Raw genomic sequence first — 22,698 nt, 5'->3', positions numbered from 1 at the left:
TAGTGGCGACTTCTAGGCTGCCGCAGTTTAATCTCAACGTTGCGCGGGCCCGTGAATTGGTCGGACTCGGTGTGGCGGTTTCCGGCATCACCTCCGGGAGTGTCAATTCTTCCGATATGTACCGATCGGCCCTGGTCCAAGGCGTGGCTGCGCTCGACGCGTACGTTCATGACGTTGTCTTGGACTTCACGATTGAGATCCTGAGGGGCATACGACCGCCTGGTACGGCGGGGCGTATCGGACTGCACTTCGGTGCTGTGTGTGATCTCCTAAACGCACCAGGTGCTGTTGAGTTCGAGCTGATGGCACGTGAACTTGTAAACCAACGCCTCAGTGCCGAGACCTTCCAGAAGCCTGATGACATAGCGAAAGCTTTCGCTTCGGTGGGTGTGAACGGAATATGGCGAGGAGCATTTGGAATCGGTTCAGGGATTACTACCGAATTGAATCTAGTGGTAGGCCGCCGAAATCAAGTTGTTCATCGCTGTGATATGGATCCCGCCGGGGTATTGGGGATACTACCTATGGAGGACCTTGACGCGTTGGCTGCGATCGGAACGGTAGAGACAGTTGTTCAGGGTATTGATGCGTACCTGTGAATGAGGCGCAGCGGTGCGGAGTTATCTCGGCCTGGCGGATTGAGTAGCTCAGACTTGATCCTCTAACGCGAGAGTCGACCTCAGCGCCGCACGAGGGCGGCGATCGTTCGGGCCACACGCTTCTCCGAGATCGGATAGGCCGTTCCGAGGCCCTGGGCGAAGAGGCTGATCCGCAATTCCTCGATCATCCATGCAGGTTGGCGAGCGCCCTCCGACATGCGGGCGCCCTCGGGCAGCGCCTCGAGCGCCTGCGCGTACTGCGCGAAGACCCGATCCAGAGCCACCATTCCCACGCGATCCCGGTCCGCCGACGCGGGCAGCGCCTCCAGTCGCATCCGCGCACCGCTGAGGTAACGCGGCAGATCGGCCAGATGTTCACTGCCGGTGTCGAAGACGAAGCCGTCGAAGATCAACCCGTCCACCTGTTCGCGCACATCGGCGGCCGTATCCGGGAACCGTTGTGTCGCAGCGGTACCGAGCAGAGCGGTCACCTCCGCGGCGGCCGCGAGGATCGCGGCGACCGCGCGCAGCGTGCGCGGTGCGGCGGCGTTGATCGCCGGTCGGATCCGGGTGACCAGCGCCTCGAAGTCCTCGGCGGACATCGGCGCGGGCGCGGCAGCGGCCTGTTCGGCCACCAGGAGCAACACGATGTCGTCGACCAGCGCCTGCGCCGACGGATACGGACTCTGCGAGAGTGCCAACCGATCCCGAGTCCCCAACGACCCCAACAACGAACCGGCCGCCGGGTGGATGCGTCGGGCCGCCAGCCGGGCCACCGCCCGGCGATGCCCACGATCGCGGGAGATCCGCGACGGATACATCCGCAGCGTCGCACCCCCGGACCCGTTCGCCGACGGACCGGCACCGGGCGTTCCCGTCCCGTCCACCGACAGGCCCGGATAGGCCGTCACGTCCATCCCGCGCACCGTGCGTGTCACCTCGTCCTGCAGCGTCCCGAAGGTATCCGCCGTCCACTCGACCGCGGTCGGAGCGGCCGCCGCGGCCGCCGCCGGTCGGCCGGGCCGGGAGCCGCGCACCTGGACGCGCAGCGCCTCGAGATCGCGGGAGCGCCCCACCTCGCGGCCGGAGTCGTCGACGACCCGGAAACCCATCCGCAGGTGCGGATCGAGCGCATCGGGCCGGAAATTGCCCGCCACCACCGGCACCCCGGAGACCTCGACGATCGCCGCGGTCAGGGCGTCGACGAAGGGGCGGGTGCGCACCGGCATCCGAGCCAGCGCGGCGGTCGCGATGTCGGGAGCGGGCACCACCCGGCGACGCAACTCCTTCGGCAGGGTCCGGATCAACGCGGTCGCCAGATCGTGGCGCATACCGGGCACCAACCAGTCGAAGCCCACCGACCGGACGTGGTCGAGCAGCGACGCCGGGATTGTGGCGGTCACGCCGTCGTCGGCGTTGCCCGGCTCGAACAGGTATGTCAGATCCAGCCGCACCTCGCCCTGCTGCCAGATCCGGGGGAACGCCGCCTCGTCGAGGCCCGCCGCCTGCGGATTGGTGACGACGTCGACGGTGAAGTCGAGCAGATCCGGGGTCTCGCGACGCTTGCGCTTCCACCAGGCGTCGAACTGTCGGGCGGTGACCACCTCGCCGTCGATGCGGCGATCGTAGAAATCGAACAGGGCGTCGTCGTCGACGAGGATGTCGCGCCGCCGGGCCCGGTTCTCCAGGTCCTCGGTGTCCTCGAGCAGCCGACGGTTGTGGTCGAGGAAGCGGTGCCGGCCGCGCCACTCGCCCTCCACCAGGGCGTGGCGGATGAACAGTTCACGCGCATGCGTCGGATCGATCCGCGAGAGCTGCACCGGCCGCCCGGTCACCAGCGGCACCCCGAAGAGGGTGACCCGCTCGCGGATCATCGCCGCCTCGCGCTTGCTCGACCAGTGCGGCTCCGCGTACTGCCGCTTCACCAGATGGCCGGCCAGTTGCTCGACCCACTCCGGTTCGATGCGGCCGACCGTGCGTGCCCAGAGGCGGCTGGTCTCCACCAATTCGCCGGCCATCACCCACCGCGGCGGCTTGTTCGCCAGCGACGATGCGGGGAAGATCGCGAACTTGGTGCCGCGCGCTCCGGCGAACTCGCGGGTCTCACCCTCCCGCAGACCGATATGTGTCAGCAGGCCGGCCAGGATCGCACGGTGGACCCGCTCGACGTCGCCGGCCAGCGGGGGAACGCCGTCGTCGGTGGGCTCGGGGAGATCCCGCCGATCGACCGTCCACCCGAGATCGCGGACGATGCCGCGCAACTGCCCGTGCAGGTCCTGCCACTCCCGCACCCGCAGATAGTGCAGATACTCGGTGCGGCACAGCCGGCGGAACGCGCTCGACGAGAGCTGGTCGCGACGCAGCCGTAGGTAGTCCCACAGCCGCAGGTAGGCCAGGAAGTCCGAGCCGGGGACGTTGAAGCGGGCATGGGCGGAGTCCGCCGCGCCGCGATGCTCGGTCGGCCGCTCGCGGACATCCTGGATCGACAGCGCCGCGACGATCACCAGAACCTCGGCCAGTACGCCGGTGCGGTTCGCCTCGTGCAGCATGCGGGCCATCCGGGGGTCGAGCGGGATACCGGCGAGCTCGCGGCCCACCGGGGTCAAGCGGGGACCCCGGGGAGCCTGCTCGGTTTCGTCGTCGCCGGCCGTCGACCGCCGACCCCGGCCGCGGCGACCCCCCGCCCGTCCGCCCGCGGTCGCCTCCTCGGAGCCGGAGCCGGAGCCGGAGCCGGAGCCGGAGCCGGAGAGGCCCGAGCCGTCGGAGCCGGGGGAACCCGAGCCCGACCCGGAGTTCGTATCGGTGGCGGTCCCGTCGGACGCCCGGTCGGTGGTCGCGTCGGACGATCCCCGGTCGTCGGTGCCGGCGAGGGCGCCCAGCTCGGTCAGGACCGCGATGCCGTCGCGCACCGCCCGCGGGTCCGGCGGATCGACGAAGGGAAAGTCCTCGATGCGGCCGAGGCTCAGGGCCGCCATCCGCAGGACGACGGACGCCAGATTGGTCCGCTGGATCTCCGGCTCGGTGAACGCCGGACGGGCGTCGAAATCCTCCTCGGAGTACAGCCGGATGCAGATGCCGTCGGCGACACGACCACAGCGGCCGGACCGCTGGCGCGCCGAGGCCTGCGAGATCGGTTCGATCGGCAGCCGCTGCACCTTGGACCGCAGCGAGTACCGGGAGATGCGCGCCGTCCCCGGATCGACCACGTACCGGATGCCCGGCACCGTCAGCGAGGTCTCCGCGACGTTCGTCGACAGGATCACCCGCCGGCCGGTGTGGGATTGGAAGACCCGATGCTGCTCGGCCGCCGAGAGCCGACCGTAGAGCGGCAGGATCTCGAGGTTTCGGAACTTCCGGTCGCGCAGCGCGTCGGCGGTATCGCGGATCTCGCGTTCGCCGGACAGGAAGACCAGGATGTCCCCATCGCCCTCGGCCAGCAGCTCCGAGACCGCGTCGCAGACCCCGTCGACCTCGTCGAGGTCGATCACCTCCTCGCCCACCTCGACCGTCAGCGGGCGGTACCGCACCTCGACCGGGTAGGTCCGCCCCGATACCTCGATGATCGGGGTGTCGATCCCCATCGACCGGAAGTGCTCGACGAAACGTTCCGGGTCGATCGTCGCCGAGGTGACGATCACCTTCAGGTCGTCGCGCACCTGCAACAGTCGCGCCAGATAGCCGAGGATGAAGTCGATATTGAGGCTGCGCTCGTGGGCCTCGTCGATGATGATCGTGTCGTAGGCGCTCAGCCGACGATCGCGATTGATCTCGTTGAGCAGGATGCCATCGGTCATCACCTTGACCAGGGTCGACGGGCTCGAGGTGTCGGTGAAGCGCACCTGATAGCCGACGTGATTGCCGATCTGTTCGCCGAGTTCGTCGGCGATGCGTTCGGATACCGATCGGGCCGCGAGCCGCCGCGGCTGGGTGTGGCCGATCATGCCGCGCACGCCGAGGCCGAGGTCGAGGCAGATCTTCGGCAGCTGGGTGGTCTTGCCCGAGCCGGTTTCACCCGCCACGATCACGACCCGGTGGTCCCGGATCGCCTCCGCGATCCGATCGCGGGCGGCGGTCACCGGCAGATCCGGGGGATAGGAGATCGTCGGGACCGCGGCGCGGCGCCGCTCGACGATCCCGCGGGCCCGTTCGAAGTCCTCACCGATCGCCGCGCGTGCCCGCGGACTGCGGGCACGCCGCAGCCGCGTCCGGAAGCGTTCGGCGTCGGCGATCGTCAGTTCGTCGAGATCGAACGACACGGGAGGTGCGGGCTCGCGACGAGCGTCGGGCGCGATCTCACCCGGACCGGACGGTGCGGGCTCGCGGGTATCGGACGAATCGCGATCGGAATCGATGGGCATGACCGATCCCAGGATACGGATGCCGCCGCCGGTCGCGAACGGCGCGGGCTCAGGACGCCGTGGTCGAGCGGGATACCGCTTCGGCGTAGCGGCGGTGGAGCCGTTCGCGGATCTCCCCGGGGGTGTACGTGGCGCGGCGCCGTTGATTCCGGGCCACGAGCACACCGCCCGCCGTGACGCCGACGATGCCGGCCAAGCCGACCCACTTCCACAGGGACATTCGCTCATGCTAGGTCAGTGTCGGTCCCGAATCGGGCACCGCACCGGGGTATCGGCGCCGTGTCGCCGGACCCGTTCCCGAGTCGCGCCGCACGCCCTCCTCGGGGTCGTGTCGGGGGGCCGGGCGGCTGGCTTTACACTGTGCGCGTGCGACCGGTCAACGTCGATGACGCCCTGGAAATCAGCCGTACGGGCGACATTTGGTTGTTCCGTGGCCGATCCGGCCCGGACCGAGCGATTCAGACGCTCACCAACAGTCCGGTCAACCATGTCGGAATGATTGTGGCGCTGGATGATTTGCCGCCGCTGATGTGGCACGCCGAGCTGGGTGCCTCGCTCGAGGACATGTGGACCGGGCGGCGTCAGCGCGGTGTGCAGCTGCACGACGCGCGGCAGGCGATCGACCAGTGGACCGGTAGGTACGAGCAGCGGTGTTGGTTTCGGCAGTTGCTCAGCTCGATCACCGTCGAGCAGGAGGATCGGCTGCTCGAGACGATCGCCCGCATGAACGGGGTCGACTTCCCGCATACGATGCGACTGCTGGGTCGGTGGCTGCGCGGGCGGGTTCAGTTGCCCGGCCGCGGCGCCGGGCGCCTCCCGGACGAGGGCGACGAGGAGCAGGCGGGCGGTGCCCGGCGATTGGAATCGGCGTACTGCGCGGAGGTCGTGGCGGTGACCTACGAGGCGATGGGCCTGCTCGAAACCCGCAAGACCACCAACTGGTACGACCCGGGCCGCTTCTGGAGTGGCGACTCGCTGCCGCTGGCCCCCGACGTCGAGTTGGGCCGCGAAATCCCGGTCGCCCTACCCGATCCGAGCCGCTCGACCTGATTCCCCCCCGGCCGGGCAGGCCCCCGGCGGGGCACAGCGGTCGCTCGGCCGCAGGAGCTTTCGAGCGACCGGGTGCGCCGTCCCGCCGCGGTGGCGCGGGCTCAGCCCGCGATCAACTCCACGTCGGTCAGTACGACCTCGCCGGCCCGATCGGACGCTTCGACGTCGACCGTCGCGGTGATCGCCCATCCGTGATCGCCCTCGGGGTCGTCGATGATCTGCCGGAACCGAATCCCGTTGGCATCCGCGGTGTAGTCGAACAGCGCCCCGCCGCGGGCGTTCGGGCCGGAGTCGACCGGGCCGTACTCGTCGGTATAGGGCTGCAATTCGGTCGACCAATCGACATCCGGCGCCAGTTCGGCCAGATCGGCCCAGCGCCGTCGCGCAGCGAATTCGACCAGTCGGAATGCCGCATTTCGGACCATGACTCGGAAGGCGCGGGTATTCGCCGAGATCGGTCGCGGGGCATCCGATTCGCGCGGTGGCCCGACCGGCACCTCCGGGTCGGGGTTGGTCAGCGCCTCCCACTCGTCGAGCAGGCTCGAATCCACCTGGCGCACCAGTTCGCCCAACCACTCGATCAGGTCGTCGAGTTCCTCGGTGCGCGCGGACGGTGGAACGGTCTGTCGCAGCGACCGGTAGGCGTCGGCCAGATAGCGCAGCACGGTGCCCTCGGCGCGGGCCAGACCATAGGCCGAGATCAGGTCGGAGAAGGTCATCGCGCGTTCGACCATGTCGCGCACCACCGACTTCGGCGACAGCGCGGAGCCGTCGATCCACGGGTGTCCCGAGCGGTAGGTCTCGAACGCCGGGACGAGCAGATCGGCCAGCGGGGTGGGCCAACCGATCTCCTCGATCAACTCCATGCGCTCGTCGTACTCGATGCCGTCCGCCTTCATCGCCGCGATCGCCTCGCCGCGTGCCGCGTGCCGCTGGGCGAGCAGGACGGCCATCGGATTGTCGAGCGTCGACTCGATCACCGAGATGACATCCAGGGCGTACTCGGGGGACTCGGGATCGAGCAACTCCAACGCCGCCAACGCGAACGTCGACAGCGGCTGGTTCAACGCGAAATCGGCCTGCAGGTCGGCGGTGATGCGCACCCAGCGGCCGTCGGCGTCCGGCTCGGGGAGGCGTTCGACGATGCCGGCCGCGAGCAGCCCGCGATACAACCCGATGGTCCGCAGAATGTGTTTGCGTTGGGCGGGGCGGCTTTCGTGGTTGTGCTCGAGCAGATGGCGCATCGCGTCGAAGCAGTTGCCCGGTCGGGCGATCACGTTGAGCAGCATCGAGTTGCTGACCGAGAAGCGGGAGACCAACTGCTCCGGGGGAGCGGCGACCAGGCGGTCGAAGGTCGCCTCCGACCAGGAGACGAATCCTTCGGGAGGCTTGCGGCGCTGGACCTTTCGGCGCTTCTTCGGATCGTCGCCGGCCTTGGCCAGGTTGCGGTGGTTCTCGATCTCGTATTCCGGTGCCTGGACGACCACCGTGCCGCGGGTGTCGAATCCGGCGCGGCCGGCGCGACCGGCGATCTGGTGGAATTCGCGGGATCGCAAATGCCGCATGCGTTGTCCGTCGAATTTGGTCAGACCGGTCAACACGACGGTGCGGATCGGCACGTTGATGCCGACGCCGAGGGTATCGGTCCCGCAGACGACGGTCAGCAGTCCGGCCAGCGACAGTCGCTCCACCAGACGGCGATACCGCGGCAGCATGCCCGCGTGGTGGACGCCTATCCCGTGGCCGAGCAGTCGCGAGAGCGTGCGCCCGAAACTGGTGGTGAAGCGGAAGCCGCCGATCACCTCCTGGATCTCGTCCTTGCGCTTCTTGTCGGCGAAGGACCGCGAGGTCAGCGCCTGGGCGCGTTCGAGCGCCTCCTTCTGGGTGAAGTGCACCAGATAGATCGGGCTCTCGCGTTCCTCGATCAGTCGGTCGATCGTCTCGACGATCGGGGTCAGCGCGTACGAGAAGCTCAGCGGCACCGGGCGTTCCGCGCCGGCGATCACCGCGGTCGGGCGACCGGTGCGGGCGGTCAGATCGTCGCGGAAGAAGTCGGTGGTGCCCAGTGTCGCCGACATCAGCAGGAACTGCGCGCGCGGCAATTCGATCAGCGGCACCTGCCAGGCCCAGCCCCGGGAGGGGTCGGAGTAGAAGTGGAACTCGTCCATCACCACTTGGTCGACCGGGGCGTCCGCGCCCTGTCGCAGGGCGATGTTCGCGACGATCTCGGCGGTCGCGCAGACGATCGGCGCCCCGGGATTGACCGAGGCGTCGCCGGTGATCATGCCGACGTTGTGCGGGCCGAAGACCTCGCAGAGCGCGAAGAACTTCTCGCTGACCAACGCCTTGATCGGCGCGGTATACCAACTGCGCTGCCCGCGGGCGAAGGCCAGGAAGTGGGCGGCCATCGCCACCATGGACTTGCCCGAGCCGGTCGGCGTCGACAGGATGACGTTCGCCCCGGTCACCAACTCCAGGATCGCCTCGTCCTGGGCGGGATAGAGGGTCAGGCCGCGGCCGCCGACCCAGTCGACGAAGGCCTCGTAGACCGCGTCCGGATCGTCGCCGTCGGCGGGGATCGCGTCGGTCAGCAGCAAGGTGGCCGTCACGTGGCGCTGCGTTCGTCGTGGCCGATCGCGCCGAGCACGGCGCGGCGGGTCGCCGCGGGCCCGGCGATGCTGTCCTCGACCACCCCGCGGGCGAGGGTCCGGTTCCAGGTGGACCGGTCGAAGCGGGCGGCGGGTTCGGAGTCGAGGAACTCCTCGATCACCCGCAGGAAACGCAGTGGGTCGTCGTGGAACGGGAAATGCCCGGCCCGCCGGAAGATGTCGAGACGGGAGCCGGGCATCGCCGCGTGGGCGAGATGCGCGTGCCGCACCGGGATGACCGAATCGTGGTCGCCCCACACCAACTGCACGGGCAGATCGCGGGCCAGATAACAGCGATCGAGCATCGTGACCACCTGGCCGCGCCAGTCGACGACGGCGCGCAGGGTCCGCAGATAGGCCTGGTACGCCGTCGGATCGAGGAGGTCGCCGAGGACGCGAATCAGATCCTCGCTGTCGTGCAGCGCGCCGCCGAAGGGGTGGACGGGCGCCTTGTCGACGGCGGCGACCAGGTTCGCGACGGTGCGCACCGACCACATCGTGCCGGGGATGCGCAGCAGCTTGACCACGTCGTTGACCACCGGCAGCGACGCGAGCCGCAGGGCCGGATGGACGTCGGCCGTCACACCTCCGGAGGAGACCAGCGCGAGCCGTTCGACCATCTCCGGGTACTGGTAGGCGAACTGCATCGCCACCCCGCCGCCGAGGGAGTGGCCGATCACCGTCGCGCGCTCGATCTCCAGCACCGACAGCAGATCCCGCATGCCGTTGGCGTACGCGGCGATCGAGTAGTCCGCCCGCGGCTTGTCCGACCGCCCGTGGCCGAGCAGATCCGCGGCGATCACCGTGTGATTGCGCGCCAGATGCGGCTGGATGTCCTTCCAGGTCAGGGAGTTGTCGCCGATGCCGTGGATCAGGAGGATCGCCGGGCCGCTGCCCGCGATGCGAAAGGCCCGACGGTAGCCGTGGATCATCCGATATTCGAGCGTCGGCTCCCGGTCGGGTACCGGCCGCAGGGCGCGGACGACGGTGTCGCGATTCTCGCCGGTTGTGGTCGGGCTCATCGTTCTCCTCGATCCGGCCAGGCCGCGGATCGGGGCAGACGGTCCGCGGCGGCTGCGGTGGGGCTCACCGCATGTCGGTCACAGGTTGTCCGGTCCGGTTTCCCGGTCGTCCTGTTCGGCCAGAAAGCGTTCGAACTCCGCGCCGAGTTCGTCGCCACTGGGCAGCGGCTGATCCGAGGCCAACAACGGCTGGTCCTCGGAACGTTGGGCGGTGAAGGCGTCGTACTGCTGTTCCAGTGCGGCGACCAGGGACTGCACTTCCTCGTTGTTCTCGATGTGGTGATCGACCCGCTCGCGGATCTTCTCCGCGGCATCGTCGAGCGCCGCGAGTGGCAGGTTGAGATCACCGAGCGTGCCGATGCGTTCGAGCATCACCTTGGCGGCGGCCGGGAAGTCGGTCTGCGCCAAATAGTGCGGGACGTGGACCGAGAAGCCGGTCGACACGACGCCGTGTTCACCCATCCGGTACTCGAGCAGGGTCGAGGCGCTGCTCGGCACCGTCAGTTCGCCTCCCCAGCGGTCCTCCGGAGCGACGAGGCTGCGGTCGGAGGAGTGGGCGGTCAGCCCGGTGGGGCGGGTATGGGGTACCGCCATCGGGATCGCCGAGAGCCCGACCGCCGCGCGCACACCGAAGCGATCGGACAGTTCGATGACCGCCTTGATGAACCGCTCCCAGCGCAGGTCCGGTTCCATACCGGCCAGCAGCAGAAACGGGGTGGCGTCGACATCGCGGACGATCAGCAGATCCAGCCGCGGCTCGTCGTACCCGGAGAAGTGGTCGGAGGTGAACGTCAGGGTGGGGCGCCGCGAGCGGTAGTCGAGCAGGTCGTCGATCGCGAACGACGCGAGCACCTCGTGATCGAGGCTGTTGCGCAGATGATTCGTCGCGAGCCGCACGGCGTGACCGGCGTCGGAGTATCCCTCGAGCCCGTGTACGAGCACCGGGGCCGATCCCTCCGGCAGGGCCGTCTCCGGATCCCGCGCGAAGCGATAGAGCTCGGAGGTGTCGTCCACCGTGGACCCCTTCCCCCCGGCACGATCCGGGCACATACGCGGGTGCACGCACACCCCGGTCACCCGGTGGAAGCGAATACGCCCGCCGAGCACGTCCCGGAACGTCGATCGGCCTGACCGACCCATCCGTGACCGAGCACCGTTCGGCGTCCGAATGACACCGTCCGAACGCTCATTCTGCACGGTCGATGTTTCGGGTGTGTACACGGCCGGCGGTGTCGGCGCGGCGTACGAACGGTGCGGGCGCGGATCGATCGGGCCGACCGGCGCGGCTACACGCCGAAGGAGCGCAGTTCGCGGATCTTGTTGGTGACGTCGAGCGCCGCGACCTTGTACGCCTCCGACAGGGTCGGATAGTTGAAGACCGCGTCGACGAGATAGTCGACGGTGCCGCCGCAGCCCATGACCGCCTGGCCGATGTGGATCAGGTCGGTCGCGCCCGAGCCGAAGATGTGCACGCCCAGGACGCTGCGATCCTCGGTCGACACCAGCAGCTTGAGCATGCCGTGCGAGTCGCCGGCGATATGTCCGCGGGCGAGCTCGCGGTAGCGGGAGACCCCGACCTCGTAGGGGATCGACTTCTCGGTCAGCTCCACCTCGGTCGCCCCGACGTAGGAGACCTCGGGGACCGAGTAGATCCCGATCGGCTGGATCGGGGTCAGCGCGACCTCGGTTTCGCCGAAGGCGTGGTAGGCGGCGAGGCGTCCCTGATCCATCGATGTGGCGGCCAGCGCCGGGAAGCCGATGACGTCACCGACGGCGTAGATGTGCTCCACTTCGGTGCGGAAATGGTCGTCGACGGAGATCCGCCCGCGGTTGTCGGCCTCGAGTCCGGCCTTCTGCAGGTTGAGTTCGTCGGTCAGACCCTGACGGCCGGCGGAGTACATCACCGTCTCGGCCGGGATGCGCTTGCCGCTCGCGAGGGTGGTCAACGTGCCGCGCTCGCTGCTCTGCACCCCGACGACCTCCTCGCCGAAGCGGAAGGTCACCGCGAGATCGCGCAGGTGGAATCGCAGTGCCTCGATGATCTCCGGATCGCAGAAGTCGAGCATCGCGGGCCGCTTCTCCACCACGGTGACCTTGGTGCCCAGCGCGGCGAACATCGACGCGTACTCGATGCCGATCACGCCGGCGCCGGCGACGACCATCGACGCGGGGATCGCGCTGAGATTGAGAATGTCGTCGGAGTCGAGGACCCGGCCGGGGGTGAAGTCGATGCCGGCGGGGCGGGCCGGGCGGGTACCGGTCGCGATCACCACGTAATCGGTGGTGACCATCGACCGCTCGCCGCGCTCGGGCTGGTCGACCGCGATCGTGTGCGGGTCGAGGAAGCTGCCGGTGCCGGTGAGCATCTCCACCCGGTTGCGCTGCAACTGCGAGCGCACGATCTCGATCTCCTTGCCGATCACGTGCTCGGTGCGCGACATCAGATCGGCCGGGGTGATATCGGACTTGACCCGGTAGCTCGCGCCGTAGAGCTCGCGCTGGTTCATGCCTGTCAGATAGACCACGGCCTCGCGCAATGTCTTCGACGGCACGGTGCCGGTATTGACGCAGACGCCGCCGATCATGTCGGTCTTCTCGACAATCGCCACCCGCTTGCCGAGCTTGGCGGCGGCGATCGCGGCCTTCTGGCCACCGGGACCGGATCCGATCACGACCAGGTCGTACTGATTCTCCGAAGACATGCCTCCACTATTAGGCTGACAATCGACCGGTATATGGCGCTCGCATCACAACCGTATGAACGCGTTGCCACGCTCACAAGGCGGCGGTGAAACGCGCGCGGTCGAGCGCCCACTTTTCGAATGTGGAGGACAACGAATGGCTCAGACGGTTCGCGGTGTCGTTGCACGGGAGAAGGGCAAGCCGGTGGAGGTGGTGCCCATCGTCATTCCGGACCCGGGCCCCAACGACGTCGTGGTCGCGGTGCAGGCGTGCGGTGTCTGCCATACCGATCTGCACTACCGCGAGGGCGGCATCAACGACGAATTCCCCTTCCTGCTGGGTCACGAGGCCGCCGGGGTCGTCGAGTCCGTCGGTGACGCGGTCACCACGGTCGAGGTCGGCGACTTCGTCGTGCTGAACTGGCGCGCGATCTGCGGTCAGTGTCGCGCCTGTAAGCGCGGCGAGCCCTGGTACTGCTTCAACACCCACAACGCCTCGAAGAAGATGACCCTCGAGGACGGCACGGAGCTCAGCCCCGCCCTCGGTATCGGAGCCTTCTCCGACAAGACCCTCGTACACGAGGGCCAGTGCACCAAGGTCGACCCGGAGGCCGATCCGGCCGTCGTCGGCCTGCTCGGCTGCGGCGTCATGGCGGGCCTCGGCTCGGTCCTGAACACCGCCGCGGTCCGCCGCGGCCAGTCGGTGGCCGTGATCGGCTGCGGCGGCGTCGGTATGGCCGCGATCGCCGGTGCCCGCCTCGGCGGCGCCACCCCGATCATCGCGATCGACCGCGACCCGAAGAAGCTCGACTGGGCCCGCGAATTCGGTGCGACCGAGACGATCAACGCCACCGAGGAGGACGTCGTCGAGCGCATCCAGGAGCTGACCGGCGGCTTCGGCGCCGACATCGTCATCGAGGCGGTCGGCCGCCCGGAGACCTGGAAGCAGGCCTTCTACGGTCGCGACCTCGCCGGCACCGTCGTGCTGGTCGGCGTGCCGACCCCGGATATGACCCTCGACATGCCGCTGATCGACCTGTTCTCGCACGGCGGCTCGCTCAAGTCGTCCTGGTACGGCGACTGCCTGCCCGAGCGCGACTTCCCGACGATGGTCGCCCTCTACCGGGAGGGACGGCTGCCGCTGGAGAAGTTCGTCACCGAGCGGATCGCGCTCGACGACGTCGAGGAATCCTTCGCGACGATGAAGAGCGGCGACGTGCTGCGTTCGGTGGTCGTGCAGTGAGCGGAGCGTTGCGGGTCGACAACATCGTCACCTCGGGCACCTTCTCGCTCGACGGCGGTACCTGGGATGTCGACAACAACATCTGGCTGATCGGCGACGACGACGAGGTCGTCATCGTCGACGCGGCCCACACCGCCGATCCGATCATCGAGGGCGTCGGCGGACGCCGGGTGGTCGCGATCGTGTGCACCCACGCGCACAACGACCACGTCACCGTGGCCCCGGAATTGAGCAGCAAGCTCGACGCCCCGGTGCTGCTGCACCCGGGCGACGACGTGCTGTGGCAGCAGACCCACCCGGGCGTCGCCTTCGGGTCGATCGAGGACGGCACCCGTATCCCGGTCGCCGGCACCGAGATCGAGGTCATCCACACGCCGGGCCACTCGCCGGGCTCGGTCTGCCTGTACCTGCCGGAGGCCGGTCGGCTGTTCAGCGGGGACACGCTGTTCTCCGGTGGCCCGGGTGCGACCGGACGGTCCTACTCGGACTTCCCGACGATCATCGGGTCGATCCGCGACCGGCTCTTCGCCCTGCCGGCGGAGACGGTCGTCGGCACCGGGCACGGCGACGGCACCTCGATCGGCGCGGAGTCCCCGCACCTCGAGGAGTGGATCGCGCGCGGCAACTGAGCGCGAATCCGGCGGCGGAAGCGTCGTCGGGACACGTTCGACACACGAGGCGGGGTTGTCGGCGGCATCGATGGGATGTCGTGGGCAGCCCCGCTTCGCCGTCTCCGGTGGTGGTGGTGGGGGCTGAGTGCGGACCGGGGACACGCCGGGCCCGCATCCCCGGAAAAGCGGACGTTCCGGGCAAGGTGGGGGTATGAGTGTGGGTCACCGCTTCCGTCGGTTCGGCCGGATCGGTGCGGCCGCGACGCTGGTCGTGATCGCGACGGGCTGCACGGTGCAGGTCGCCCCGAGCGGCACCGCGGAGACGCAGGTGCCGACGTCGGTCGCCGTCGACCCGGCTCCGGCGCAGGCCGGGACGCCGGCCCCGGCGCCGCAGGATGTCACCACCACCACCGCTGCCGTCGCCGCCGGTAGCGCCGGAACCGGTGGGGTATCGCCGAGCGACCTGCTGGTCGACGCGAGCTACGTCCCGGAGGGATACACCTCCGAGATCGTTCCGGCCGATCGGCGGGCGAGCGTCGTCGGGACCGTGACGGGAATTCCGACCGGCGCCGCCGTCGATCCCTCGAACTGCACCCCGCAACCGCTCGCCGCGGATGCGGCGGTCCTGCTCGCCACCGATGCGAATGCCGCCAATCTGATGGTCGTCGTCGAACGGGTCGACGCGAAGCTGCTGCACCTGGTCACGCAGTGGCGCAACTGTCGGGACTTCACCGTCGCAGACGGCGGCTCGGTGGTTCGGCATCGGGCCGAGCTGACCGCGGCCCCGCCGGTGGGGGTCGACGAATCCGCCGGCCTGCGGACGCTGATCGAGTCGGATGCGGGCGGACCGACCCAACAGACGGTGACCCTCGCCGCCCAACAGGGCGACTACCGCGTCACCGCGGTCGCCCTCGGCCGCCTCGACACCATCGATACGGTCGGGCTGGACACGCTGTTCACCGAAACAGTGCTCAACCTGCGGAATTCCTGACCCGGGTCGCCCACTCGAGCAGGCCTGTCCCCGGGCCTACGGTTATCCACAGCTGCGGCGAACTCGCAGGTCGACGGCCCGGGGCCGCGGCGGCAGCCCGGAAAGCTGCCATTCATGACCACCGATGACCTCGCCGCCGTCGCCCCGATCCGCGATCCCGGCGCCCTGCTGGCCACGCTGCCCGCCATCCTCGGCTTCGTTCCCGAATCCTCGACGATCGTCGTCGGCCTGCGCCGTGAGGACGGCGTCACCACCGTCGGCCCGGTGATGCGTCAGGACCTGCCGGGCCACCCCGACCTGCTCGCGCCGTCCGCGGCGGTGGTGGCCGATATCTGCGCCAACGGGGGAGTCGAACGGGCCCTGCTCGTGGTGGTCGACGGTGATGCGCACGGATGGGCCGACCACATCCCGACCGCGGAGACCTTCGCCGAGGTCCTCGGCGCTCACGGTTGCTCGTTGATCGCCGCGTACTTCGCCCCGCAGCTCGCCGACGGCTCATCGTGGTGCGAGATCGACAGTGCCGGTGACCATCCGCCGCAGTGGACCGGCGACGGCGATCACCGGTCGGGGATGCTGGCCGATCCGGCGACCCGCGATCTGGCGTTGGTGCGCCTCCTCGGGGGTACCCCGGTCGCCGCCGACCGGCGCGACCTCGAGGCGGAGCTGTTGCCGGTCCTGCGATCCCGCAGACGGGCGGTCGAGCGGGCGATCGACGCGCACCGCGGATTCCCGGATCGCGCGGATGCGCGGGCGGCGATCACCGAAGCCGTGCGGGACGCCGGACGCACCGACCATCGTGCGAACTCCGAGTCGATGCACTCCGCGTCGATCCGGCTGATCGCCGATGTCGCCGTCGCGGTCCGCGATGTCTCGGTGCGCGACGTCGCCCTCGGGATCGAGGGGGCCGAGCGCGCGGCCGAACGCCTGTGGACCGCGGTGGGGCGCCACCTGAGCGGCAGCGACCGGGCGACCGCTCTGACCCTCGCCGGCTATCACGCCTATGCACGCGGGGACGGGGCGCGGGCGGGGATCGCCTTCGCGGCGGCGCTGGATGCCGACCCGACGCACCGCCTGGGCGCACTGCTCGACGACGCGCTACGGATCGGTATGTCGCCGACCGATGTTCGCTCGTTATCGGTGGTCGCCGATCGGGTGTCGGCCGATATCGACGCCGATACGCATACCGCCGCCCGGCGATACCGGGCGGCGGACGGAAACGCTCAGACCGAGGCGGGGTGAGCGGCGTGCGAACGGCTGCCGAGCGCCCGGGTGAACTCCCACGCGTCGGCGACGACCTCGTCCAGGTCGGTGCGGGTCGGCTGCCAGCCGAGCTCGGCGGTCGCCTTGGCGCTGGAGGCGACCAGGACCGCCGGATCCCCGGCGCGTCGTTCGGCATCGATCGAGGCGATCGGCAGGCCGGTCACCCGGCGGCAGGCCTCGATGACCTCCCGAACCGAAAAGCCGGTCCCGCTACCGAGATTGAAGATGCGGTGCTCACCGGGTGTACCGGAGCCGAGCGCCAGCAGATGGGCGTCCGCCAGGTCCGCGACGTGGATGTAGTCGCGCACGGCGGTGCCGTCCGGTGTCGGCCAGTCGGTACCGAAGACCGAGATCGCTTGGCGCTGAGCCAAAGCCACCTGCAGGACCAATGGGATCAGGTGGGTCTCCACCCGCCGGTTCTCGCCGAAGCCGCCGTGGGCGCCGGCGACGTTGAAGTACCGCAGGCTGGTCGCGGTGAAGCCGTAGGCGCGCGAGTAGCCGGTGATCGCCGCGTCGATCGCCAGCTTGGTGGCTCCGTAGGTATTGGTCGGGGCGGTCGGCATGTCCTCGGTGATCGGGGTGATCTCCGGTTCGCCGTAGGTGGCCGCGGTCGAGGAGAACACCAGCCGCGGGGTGCCGGAGGCGACGATCGCGTCCAGCAGCGCCAGCGCGGTTTCGACATTGCCGTGCCAGTACTTCGCCGGATCGAGGACCGACTCGCCCACCAGCGACTGCGCCGCGAAATGCAGCACACCGTCGAACGGGCCGTACTCGGCGAAGACGCCGGTAACGGTATCGATCACCGATCCCTCGACGAAGGTCGCCCCGGGCGGGACGCCGTCCCGGTTACCGGTGCTCAGATCGTCGATGATCACGACCTCGTGACCCCGCTCGAGCAGGACCGCCGCGCATACGCCACCCACATATCCGGCGCCGCCGGTGACCAGCAGTCGCATCAGACGGTCTTCACCTGCACGGCGTGTGCCATCTCCGGCGACAACTCGACGTCCTCGTGACCCTGCGTCGTGATCGTGGCGGTGCCGGACGCGTCGAGCGTCACCGTCACGCGGGCATCGGGGACGACACCCGCATCGCGCAGTCGGCCGATCAATTCGGGATCGGACTGGACGTACTCGGCGAGCCGGCGCACCACGACGGCGGTCGCCTGCCCGGCGGACAGATCGCTCAGCCGCACCAGCGCCTCGGGGGTCGGCGCGGTCTGGCCGACGCCGAGCTGGTCGAGCCCCGGGATCGGGTTGCCGTAGGGGGAGGTCGTCGGGTTGTTGAGCACCTCGACGAGGCGGCGCTCGACCTCCTCGCTCATCACGTGCTCCCAGCGGCAGGCCTCGGCGTGCACCTCTTCCCACCGCAGCCCGATCACGTCGACCAGCAGCCGCTCGGCCAGGCGATGCTTGCGCATCACCGAGATCGCGAGTTCGCGACCCTTGTCGGTCAACTTGAGGTGACGGTCACCGGCGACATTGAGCAGCCCGTCGCGTTCCATGCGGGCGACGGTCTGGCTGACGGTCGGGCCACTCTGGTCCAGGCGCTCAGCGATGCGCGCTCGCAGCGGCACAACGCCTTCCTCCTCGAGATCGTAGATCGTTCGGAGGTACATCTCGGTGGTGTCGACGAGATCCTTCACGCAGATATCCCTTCGCTATGGGGTGATTCTAGCCTTGCGCACCCCGAAGCAGGTGACGTCCACCCCAACGGGTGGCCGTCGCCCGGCGGGGCGTCTCGGTACTGCCAACAGTTCCCGCGCACGGTTGATTCCCTCGATGTGATTCGCCCAGCGCAGCGCGGTGAGGTACCTACCCGATCGGGTAGGAGGTATCCCGTGCGATAGATAGTTCTCGTCCGTGCCCCGGAGTGTTGTCGGTGCCGTAGCGTCGAGGTTATGCGGGCAACATCGTCGACGGAGCCGGTTGGAAGGTCGCGCAGTGGGGCGGTTGTGTGGAGTCGCAGCTTCCTTCAGTACCGATGGAGTGCGGACCATCCCATGAGTCCCACGCGACTCGCGCTCACCATGGCATTGGCCGAGAATGTCGGGATTCTCGACGATGTCGAGACGATCGCCCCGGGGATCGCGGCGGAGACCGAACTGCTGCGGGTGCATACCCGCGGTTACATCGACGCGGTCGCCAAGGCGTCGGCGGCCGGGGAGCCCGCGATTCTGCCGGGCCCCGAGTTCGACCACGGTCTCGGTTCCGATGACAACCCGATCTTCGCCGGCATGCACGAGGCGGGGTCGGTGATCGCCGGCGGCACGATGGCCGCGGCCCGGGCGATCGCCGACGGTGTCGCCACCCGCGCGGTCAACATCGGCGGCGGGATGCACCACGCGATGTCGGACTACGCATCCGGCTTCTGCGTGTACAACGATGCGGCCGTTGCCATTTCGTGGTTGCTCGACCGCGGCTACGAGCGCATCGCCTATATCGACGTCGACGTCCACCACGGCGACGGCGTCCAGGCGGCGTTCCAGGACGATCCGCGGGTGATGACGGTGTCGATCCACCAGCACCCGGCGACGCTGTGGCCGAATACCGGCTGGGCGGCCGAGATCGGCAAGGGCGCCGCGGAGGGCACGATCGTCAACATTCCGCTCCTGCCCGGCACCGAGGACGCGTTGTGGCTGCGGGCATTCCACGGTGTGGTGCCGTCGGTGCTGCGCGCCTTCAAGCCGCAGATCATCGTCAGCCAGTGCGGGGTCGACACCCACAAGGAGGATCCGCTCGCGGATCTGTCGCTGACCGTCGAGGGGCAGGTCGGTGCGTTCCGGGCGATGCGCGATCTCGCCGACGAACTGTGCGAGGGGCGGTGGCTCGCCGTCGGCGGCGGTGGCTACGGGGTGATCCGGGTGGTGCCCCGGTCGTGGACGCATCTGTTGGCGACCGCCCTCGATCGCGATCTGGACCCGACAACCCCGATCCCGGAGAAGTGGAAGCAGACCGTCCACGAATCGGTGCCGGGTATCGAACTGCCCGATACCTTCGGGGACGGGGGATCGGCGTACTACGCACCCTGGGACGGGCCGGGCGGAGCCCCGGATACCGGCGATCCGCGCCACGACCGGGCGGTCGAGCGGGTGGATGGTGCGATCCTCGCCGTTCGGCGGTCGGTCTTCCCGACCCTGGGCCTCGACCCCGACGATGTACGAGACTGAAGCTGTGCCGATGTCGAGACACCGATGTTTCGACAGGCCGGATGTCGAGACACCGGATGTCGAGACACCGGATTTCGAGACGTAGCCGACATTCGCACCGGGCCCGACCGGTACAAGACTGAAGGACGAGACGCGGCCGTGGACCGATCGATCGCGACGGGTGACGGTAAGGAGAGCTCGTGACCGAGAACAATTCCGCACGGGGCAGGTCGGGCGGGGGCGCCGGCACGGTTGCCGCCGCCGGAACCGATGCACCGCAGCCGGAGGCGCCGCCGCTGCTGCCGCCCCCGGCGGACGACGCGGCGCGCGAGAAGCTGCGGATCGGCCGGGAGTACCCGCTGCACCGCGAGGCCGATGTCCTGGCCTCCGACGGTCGAGTGGTGCTGCTGCGGCCGATGACCCCCGACGACGCCCAACGCCTGGTCGACTTCCACGGGGGGTTGTCCGCGCGGACCCGCTTCCTGCGCTACTTCGGCCCCTACCCGGTGATCACGCCGCGCGATCTGCATCGCTTCGTGGTGGTCGACCACAAGTACCGCGAAGCGCTGATCATGCTGCTCGGCGACGAGATCATCGCCGTCGGCCGGTACGAGCACCTGCCCGAGGGTGACGGACTGTCCGCCGAGGTCGCCTTCGTCGTCGCCGACTCCCACCAGGGGCGCGGTCTCGGACCGATCCTGCTCGAACACCTCGCCGCGGCGGCCGGCGAGAGCGGCCTGCACCGCTTCGTCGCCGACGTACTCGCCGAGAACCAGGCGATGCTGACGGTCTTCCAGCAGGCCGGTTACACCGTCGAGCGACGTTTCGAGGAAGGCGTCATCCGCCTCGAATTCGCCATCGACCCCAACGACGTCCAGGTCACCGTCCGCAACCGTCGCGAGTCGGCCGCCGAGGCCCGCAATGTCGGCAATATGTTGCGGCCCCGCTCGGTCGCGGTGATCGGCGCCTCCGCCGACCCGAACAAGGTCGGCAACGTCGTGCTGACCAATCTGCTGCGCGCCGGCTTCACCGGGCCGGTCTTCCCGGTGCACGCCGAACGCACGTCGGTCGCCGGGGTGCGCGCCTATCCGTCGGTGCGCGATATCCCCGACGACGTCGACCTGGCGGTAGCGGCCGTCCCCGCCGATGCGATCGACGCCGTCCTCGACGACTGCCTCGAGAAGGGTGTGCGGGCGATCGTGATCGTCTCGTCCGGCTTCTCCGAGGCGGGCAATGCCGGTCGGCAGCGCGAGCGCGCCCTGGTGCGCGCGGCGCGGGCCCACGGTATGCGCGTGGTCGGTCCCGCCGCCCTCGGCGTCGCCAATACCGATCCGGAGGTCTCGCTCAACGCGACCCTCGCGCCGCGGATGCCCCCGGCCGGTCGGATCGGCTTCTTCTGCCAGTCCGGCGCCCTGGGCATCGCGATCCTCGACCAGGCCGCCACCCGGGGTCTCGGGCTGTCGACCTTCGTCTCCGCCGGCAACCGCGCGGATCTGTCCGGCAACGACCTGCTCCAGTACTGGGACACCGACGACTCGACCGACCTGGTGCTGCTCTACCTGGAGACGCTGGGCAACGCCCGCAAGTTCACCCGGATCGCGCGACGGGTATCGCGCCGCAAGCCGATCATCGCGGTCAAGAGCGGCCGCGGCGCGGCGCCGCCGTCGGTGGCATCGGGTGCCGCGGTCGACGACACGATCGTCCGGACGCTCTTCGAGCAGGTCGGCGTGATCCAGGTCGGCTCGATCTCCGAACTGTTCGATACGGCCGCGCTGATCGGCTATCAGCCGCTGCCCCAGGGGCCGCGGGTGGCGGTGGTGTCGAACTCGACCGCCCTCGGTGTGCTCGCCGTCGTCTCCTGCCGCCGCGCCGGGCTCGACGCCTACGACCCGATCGACGTCGGGGCCGCGGCGGACGGCCACACCCTTGCCGTCACGGTCGCCGAGCAGTTGCGGCGCCACGATGTCGACTCGGTGATCGCCGTCTTCGTGCCGCCGGTGACCGTTCGGGTCTCCGAGTTCGCCAGCGAACTGCTCGGCGCCACCAGCGGCAGCGACAAGCCGGTATTGACCACCTTCCTGGCCGCCGAGGGCATCCCGGACGTCCTGGCCCGGGGGATCGACGAGTCGGGTGGTGTCGCCGGATTCGGGTCGATCCCGTCCTATCCCGACCCCGATCGGGCGGTGGCCGCGCTCGCCCGCGCCTGGCGTTACGTCGCCTGGCGGGCCACACCGGAACCGCGACCGGTCCGCCCGGACGGTATCGACCGGGCGGCGGCACGCGAGCTGATCGACGCCTACCTGGAGAGCGAGCCGAGCGGCGGCGAACTCAGCGACGTCGACACCGCGAAGCTGCTGCGCTGCTACGGCCTCGAGTTGCCCGCCTTCAAGCGGGTCGACAACGCCGACGACGCGGTCGCGGCCGCCGAGGAGATCGGCTACCCGGTGGTGGTCAAGGCCCTGGACGTCGGGTGGCGGCACCGCCCCGATCTCGGCGGCGTGCGCCTGGACCTGACCGCGGCGGACGGGGTGCGGCAGGCCTACAACGACCTGACCGCCGAGATCGGCAGCCCGTGGGTGCAGGTGCAGGTGCGCGTCCCCAAGGGCATCGGCTGCTCGGTGCGGGCCAGCGACGATCCGGCCTTCGGGCCGCTGGTGTCGTTCGGTCTGTCCGGGGTGATCCCGGCGCTGTTCAACGACCGGTCCTATGCGGTCGTGCCGATCTCCCGCGAGGAGGCGGTCGGGCTGGTCGACGCGCCGCGGGCCGCGCCCCTGCTCAACGGCGACAGCACTCGCGAGGGCGTCGACAAGGCGGCGCTGGCGGATGTGGTCGAACGGATCGCGACCCTGGTCTCCGACTTCCCGGAGGTTCCGTCGATCGTGTGCGACCCGATCCTGTCCTCACCGGACGGCGCGTTCATCACCGACGCGCGCGCCTGGGTGCGCCCGGAGGACACCAATACGGAGGGCCCCCGTCGGCTCTGGTGACCGATCCGCCGCCGTGACCACCCCGTACCGCCCCCGAACATGACCGGACCCGCCGGCGACCACCACAGCGCCGGCGGGTCCCTCGATCTGGTCGTGGGGC

At 69.4% G+C, this 22,698-nt stretch carries 16 protein-coding genes; 8 read left to right on the top strand and 8 right to left on the bottom strand.

Annotation, left to right across the window (positions count from 1 at the left end):
• The first annotated feature begins 2 nt into the window (after positions 1 to 2).
• Positions 3 to 599, top strand: a complete 597-nt coding sequence (locus MB1_RS25525; RefSeq protein WP_157083895.1) for a hypothetical protein — start codon at positions 3 to 5, stop codon at positions 597 to 599.
• An 80-nt stretch (positions 600 to 679) separates the two neighbouring features.
• On the opposite strand, the gene hrpA is transcribed toward MB1_RS25525, so the two are convergent.
• Positions 680 to 4,957, bottom strand: coding sequence for an ATP-dependent RNA helicase HrpA (hrpA, locus tag MB1_RS04490; RefSeq protein WP_084350841.1), 4,278 nt, complete (start codon positions 4,955 to 4,957; stop codon positions 680 to 682).
• 49 nt (positions 4,958 to 5,006) lie between these two features.
• Positions 5,007 to 5,177: a hypothetical protein gene (locus MB1_RS25960; protein WP_169801593.1), complete on the bottom strand. Its 171-nt coding sequence runs from the start codon at positions 5,175 to 5,177 to the stop codon at positions 5,007 to 5,009.
• A gap of 140 nt (positions 5,178 to 5,317) precedes the next feature.
• Between MB1_RS25960 and MB1_RS04485 the strand changes: the two genes are divergently transcribed.
• Positions 5,318 to 6,007, top strand: a complete 690-nt coding sequence (locus MB1_RS04485; RefSeq protein WP_066904000.1) for a guanylate cyclase — start codon at positions 5,318 to 5,320, stop codon at positions 6,005 to 6,007.
• Positions 6,008 to 6,108: 101 nt separating this feature from the next.
• Here MB1_RS04485 and MB1_RS04480 read toward each other — a convergent pair whose 3' ends face one another.
• The 4 genes from MB1_RS04480 to sthA form a co-directional block, all read right to left on the bottom strand.
• Positions 6,109 to 8,604 (bottom strand): DEAD/DEAH box helicase, encoded by a 2,496-nt coding sequence (locus MB1_RS04480; RefSeq protein ID WP_066904298.1) that lies wholly within the window; start codon positions 8,602 to 8,604, stop codon positions 6,109 to 6,111.
• Positions 8,605 to 8,612: 8 nt separating this feature from the next.
• Positions 8,613 to 9,677 (bottom strand): alpha/beta fold hydrolase, encoded by a 1,065-nt coding sequence (locus MB1_RS04475; protein ID WP_066903998.1) that lies wholly within the window; start codon positions 9,675 to 9,677, stop codon positions 8,613 to 8,615.
• Between the two features lie 78 nt (positions 9,678 to 9,755).
• Positions 9,756 to 10,691, bottom strand: coding sequence for a proteasome assembly chaperone family protein (locus MB1_RS04470; protein ID WP_066903996.1), 936 nt, complete (start codon positions 10,689 to 10,691; stop codon positions 9,756 to 9,758).
• Between the two features lie 272 nt (positions 10,692 to 10,963).
• Positions 10,964 to 12,379: a Si-specific NAD(P)(+) transhydrogenase gene (gene sthA, locus MB1_RS04465; RefSeq protein ID WP_066903994.1), complete on the bottom strand. Its 1,416-nt coding sequence runs from the start codon at positions 12,377 to 12,379 to the stop codon at positions 10,964 to 10,966.
• Positions 12,380 to 12,515: 136 nt separating this feature from the next.
• Between sthA and MB1_RS04460 the strand changes: the two genes are divergently transcribed.
• From MB1_RS04460 to MB1_RS04445, 4 genes are all read left to right on the top strand, one after another.
• A complete protein-coding gene (locus MB1_RS04460) occupies positions 12,516 to 13,601 on the top strand; it encodes an S-(hydroxymethyl)mycothiol dehydrogenase (protein ID WP_066903992.1) in 1,086 nt (361 codons plus the stop codon).
• Entirely contained in the window at positions 13,598 to 14,230 is a 633-nt protein-coding gene (locus tag MB1_RS04455; protein WP_066903990.1) for an MBL fold metallo-hydrolase, read from the top strand. Before MB1_RS04460 ends, MB1_RS04455 begins: the two co-directional genes overlap by 4 nt.
• Before the next feature lie 193 nt (positions 14,231 to 14,423).
• Entirely contained in the window at positions 14,424 to 15,203 is a 780-nt protein-coding gene (locus MB1_RS04450; RefSeq protein WP_066903988.1) for a hypothetical protein, read from the top strand.
• A 114-nt stretch (positions 15,204 to 15,317) separates the two neighbouring features.
• A complete protein-coding gene (locus MB1_RS04445; protein WP_066903986.1) occupies positions 15,318 to 16,442 on the top strand; it encodes a DUF4192 domain-containing protein in 1,125 nt (374 codons plus the stop codon).
• Here MB1_RS04445 and galE read toward each other — a convergent pair.
• Entirely contained in the window at positions 16,424 to 17,419 is a 996-nt protein-coding gene (gene galE / locus MB1_RS04440; RefSeq protein WP_066903984.1) for a UDP-glucose 4-epimerase GalE, read from the bottom strand. The genes MB1_RS04445 and galE overlap by 19 nt on opposite strands.
• The gene (locus MB1_RS04435) at positions 17,419 to 18,108 is read right to left on the bottom strand and encodes an iron-dependent transcriptional repressor DtxR (RefSeq protein WP_066903982.1); all 690 of its coding nucleotides are present in this window, start codon (positions 18,106 to 18,108) and stop codon (positions 17,419 to 17,421) included. The genes galE and MB1_RS04435 overlap by 1 nt, the downstream gene beginning before the upstream one ends.
• A 255-nt stretch (positions 18,109 to 18,363) precedes the next feature.
• On the opposite strand from MB1_RS04435, the gene MB1_RS04430 reads away from it, so the two are divergent.
• Complete coding sequence (locus MB1_RS04430; protein WP_066903979.1) at positions 18,364 to 19,632, top strand: acetoin utilization protein AcuC; 1,269 nt, start codon at positions 18,364 to 18,366, stop codon at positions 19,630 to 19,632.
• Between the two features lie 275 nt (positions 19,633 to 19,907).
• Positions 19,908 to 22,598 (top strand): bifunctional acetate--CoA ligase family protein/GNAT family N-acetyltransferase, encoded by a 2,691-nt coding sequence (locus MB1_RS04425; protein ID WP_066904295.1) that lies wholly within the window; start codon positions 19,908 to 19,910, stop codon positions 22,596 to 22,598.
• Positions 22,599 to 22,698: the final 100 nt, after the last annotated feature.

The organism is Millisia brevis NBRC 105863 (genome assembly GCF_001552615.1).
In the GTDB taxonomy this organism is placed as follows: Bacteria; Actinomycetota; Actinomycetes; order Mycobacteriales; family Mycobacteriaceae; genus Millisia; species Millisia brevis.
This window is presented reverse-complemented; position numbering and strand designations above follow the sequence as displayed.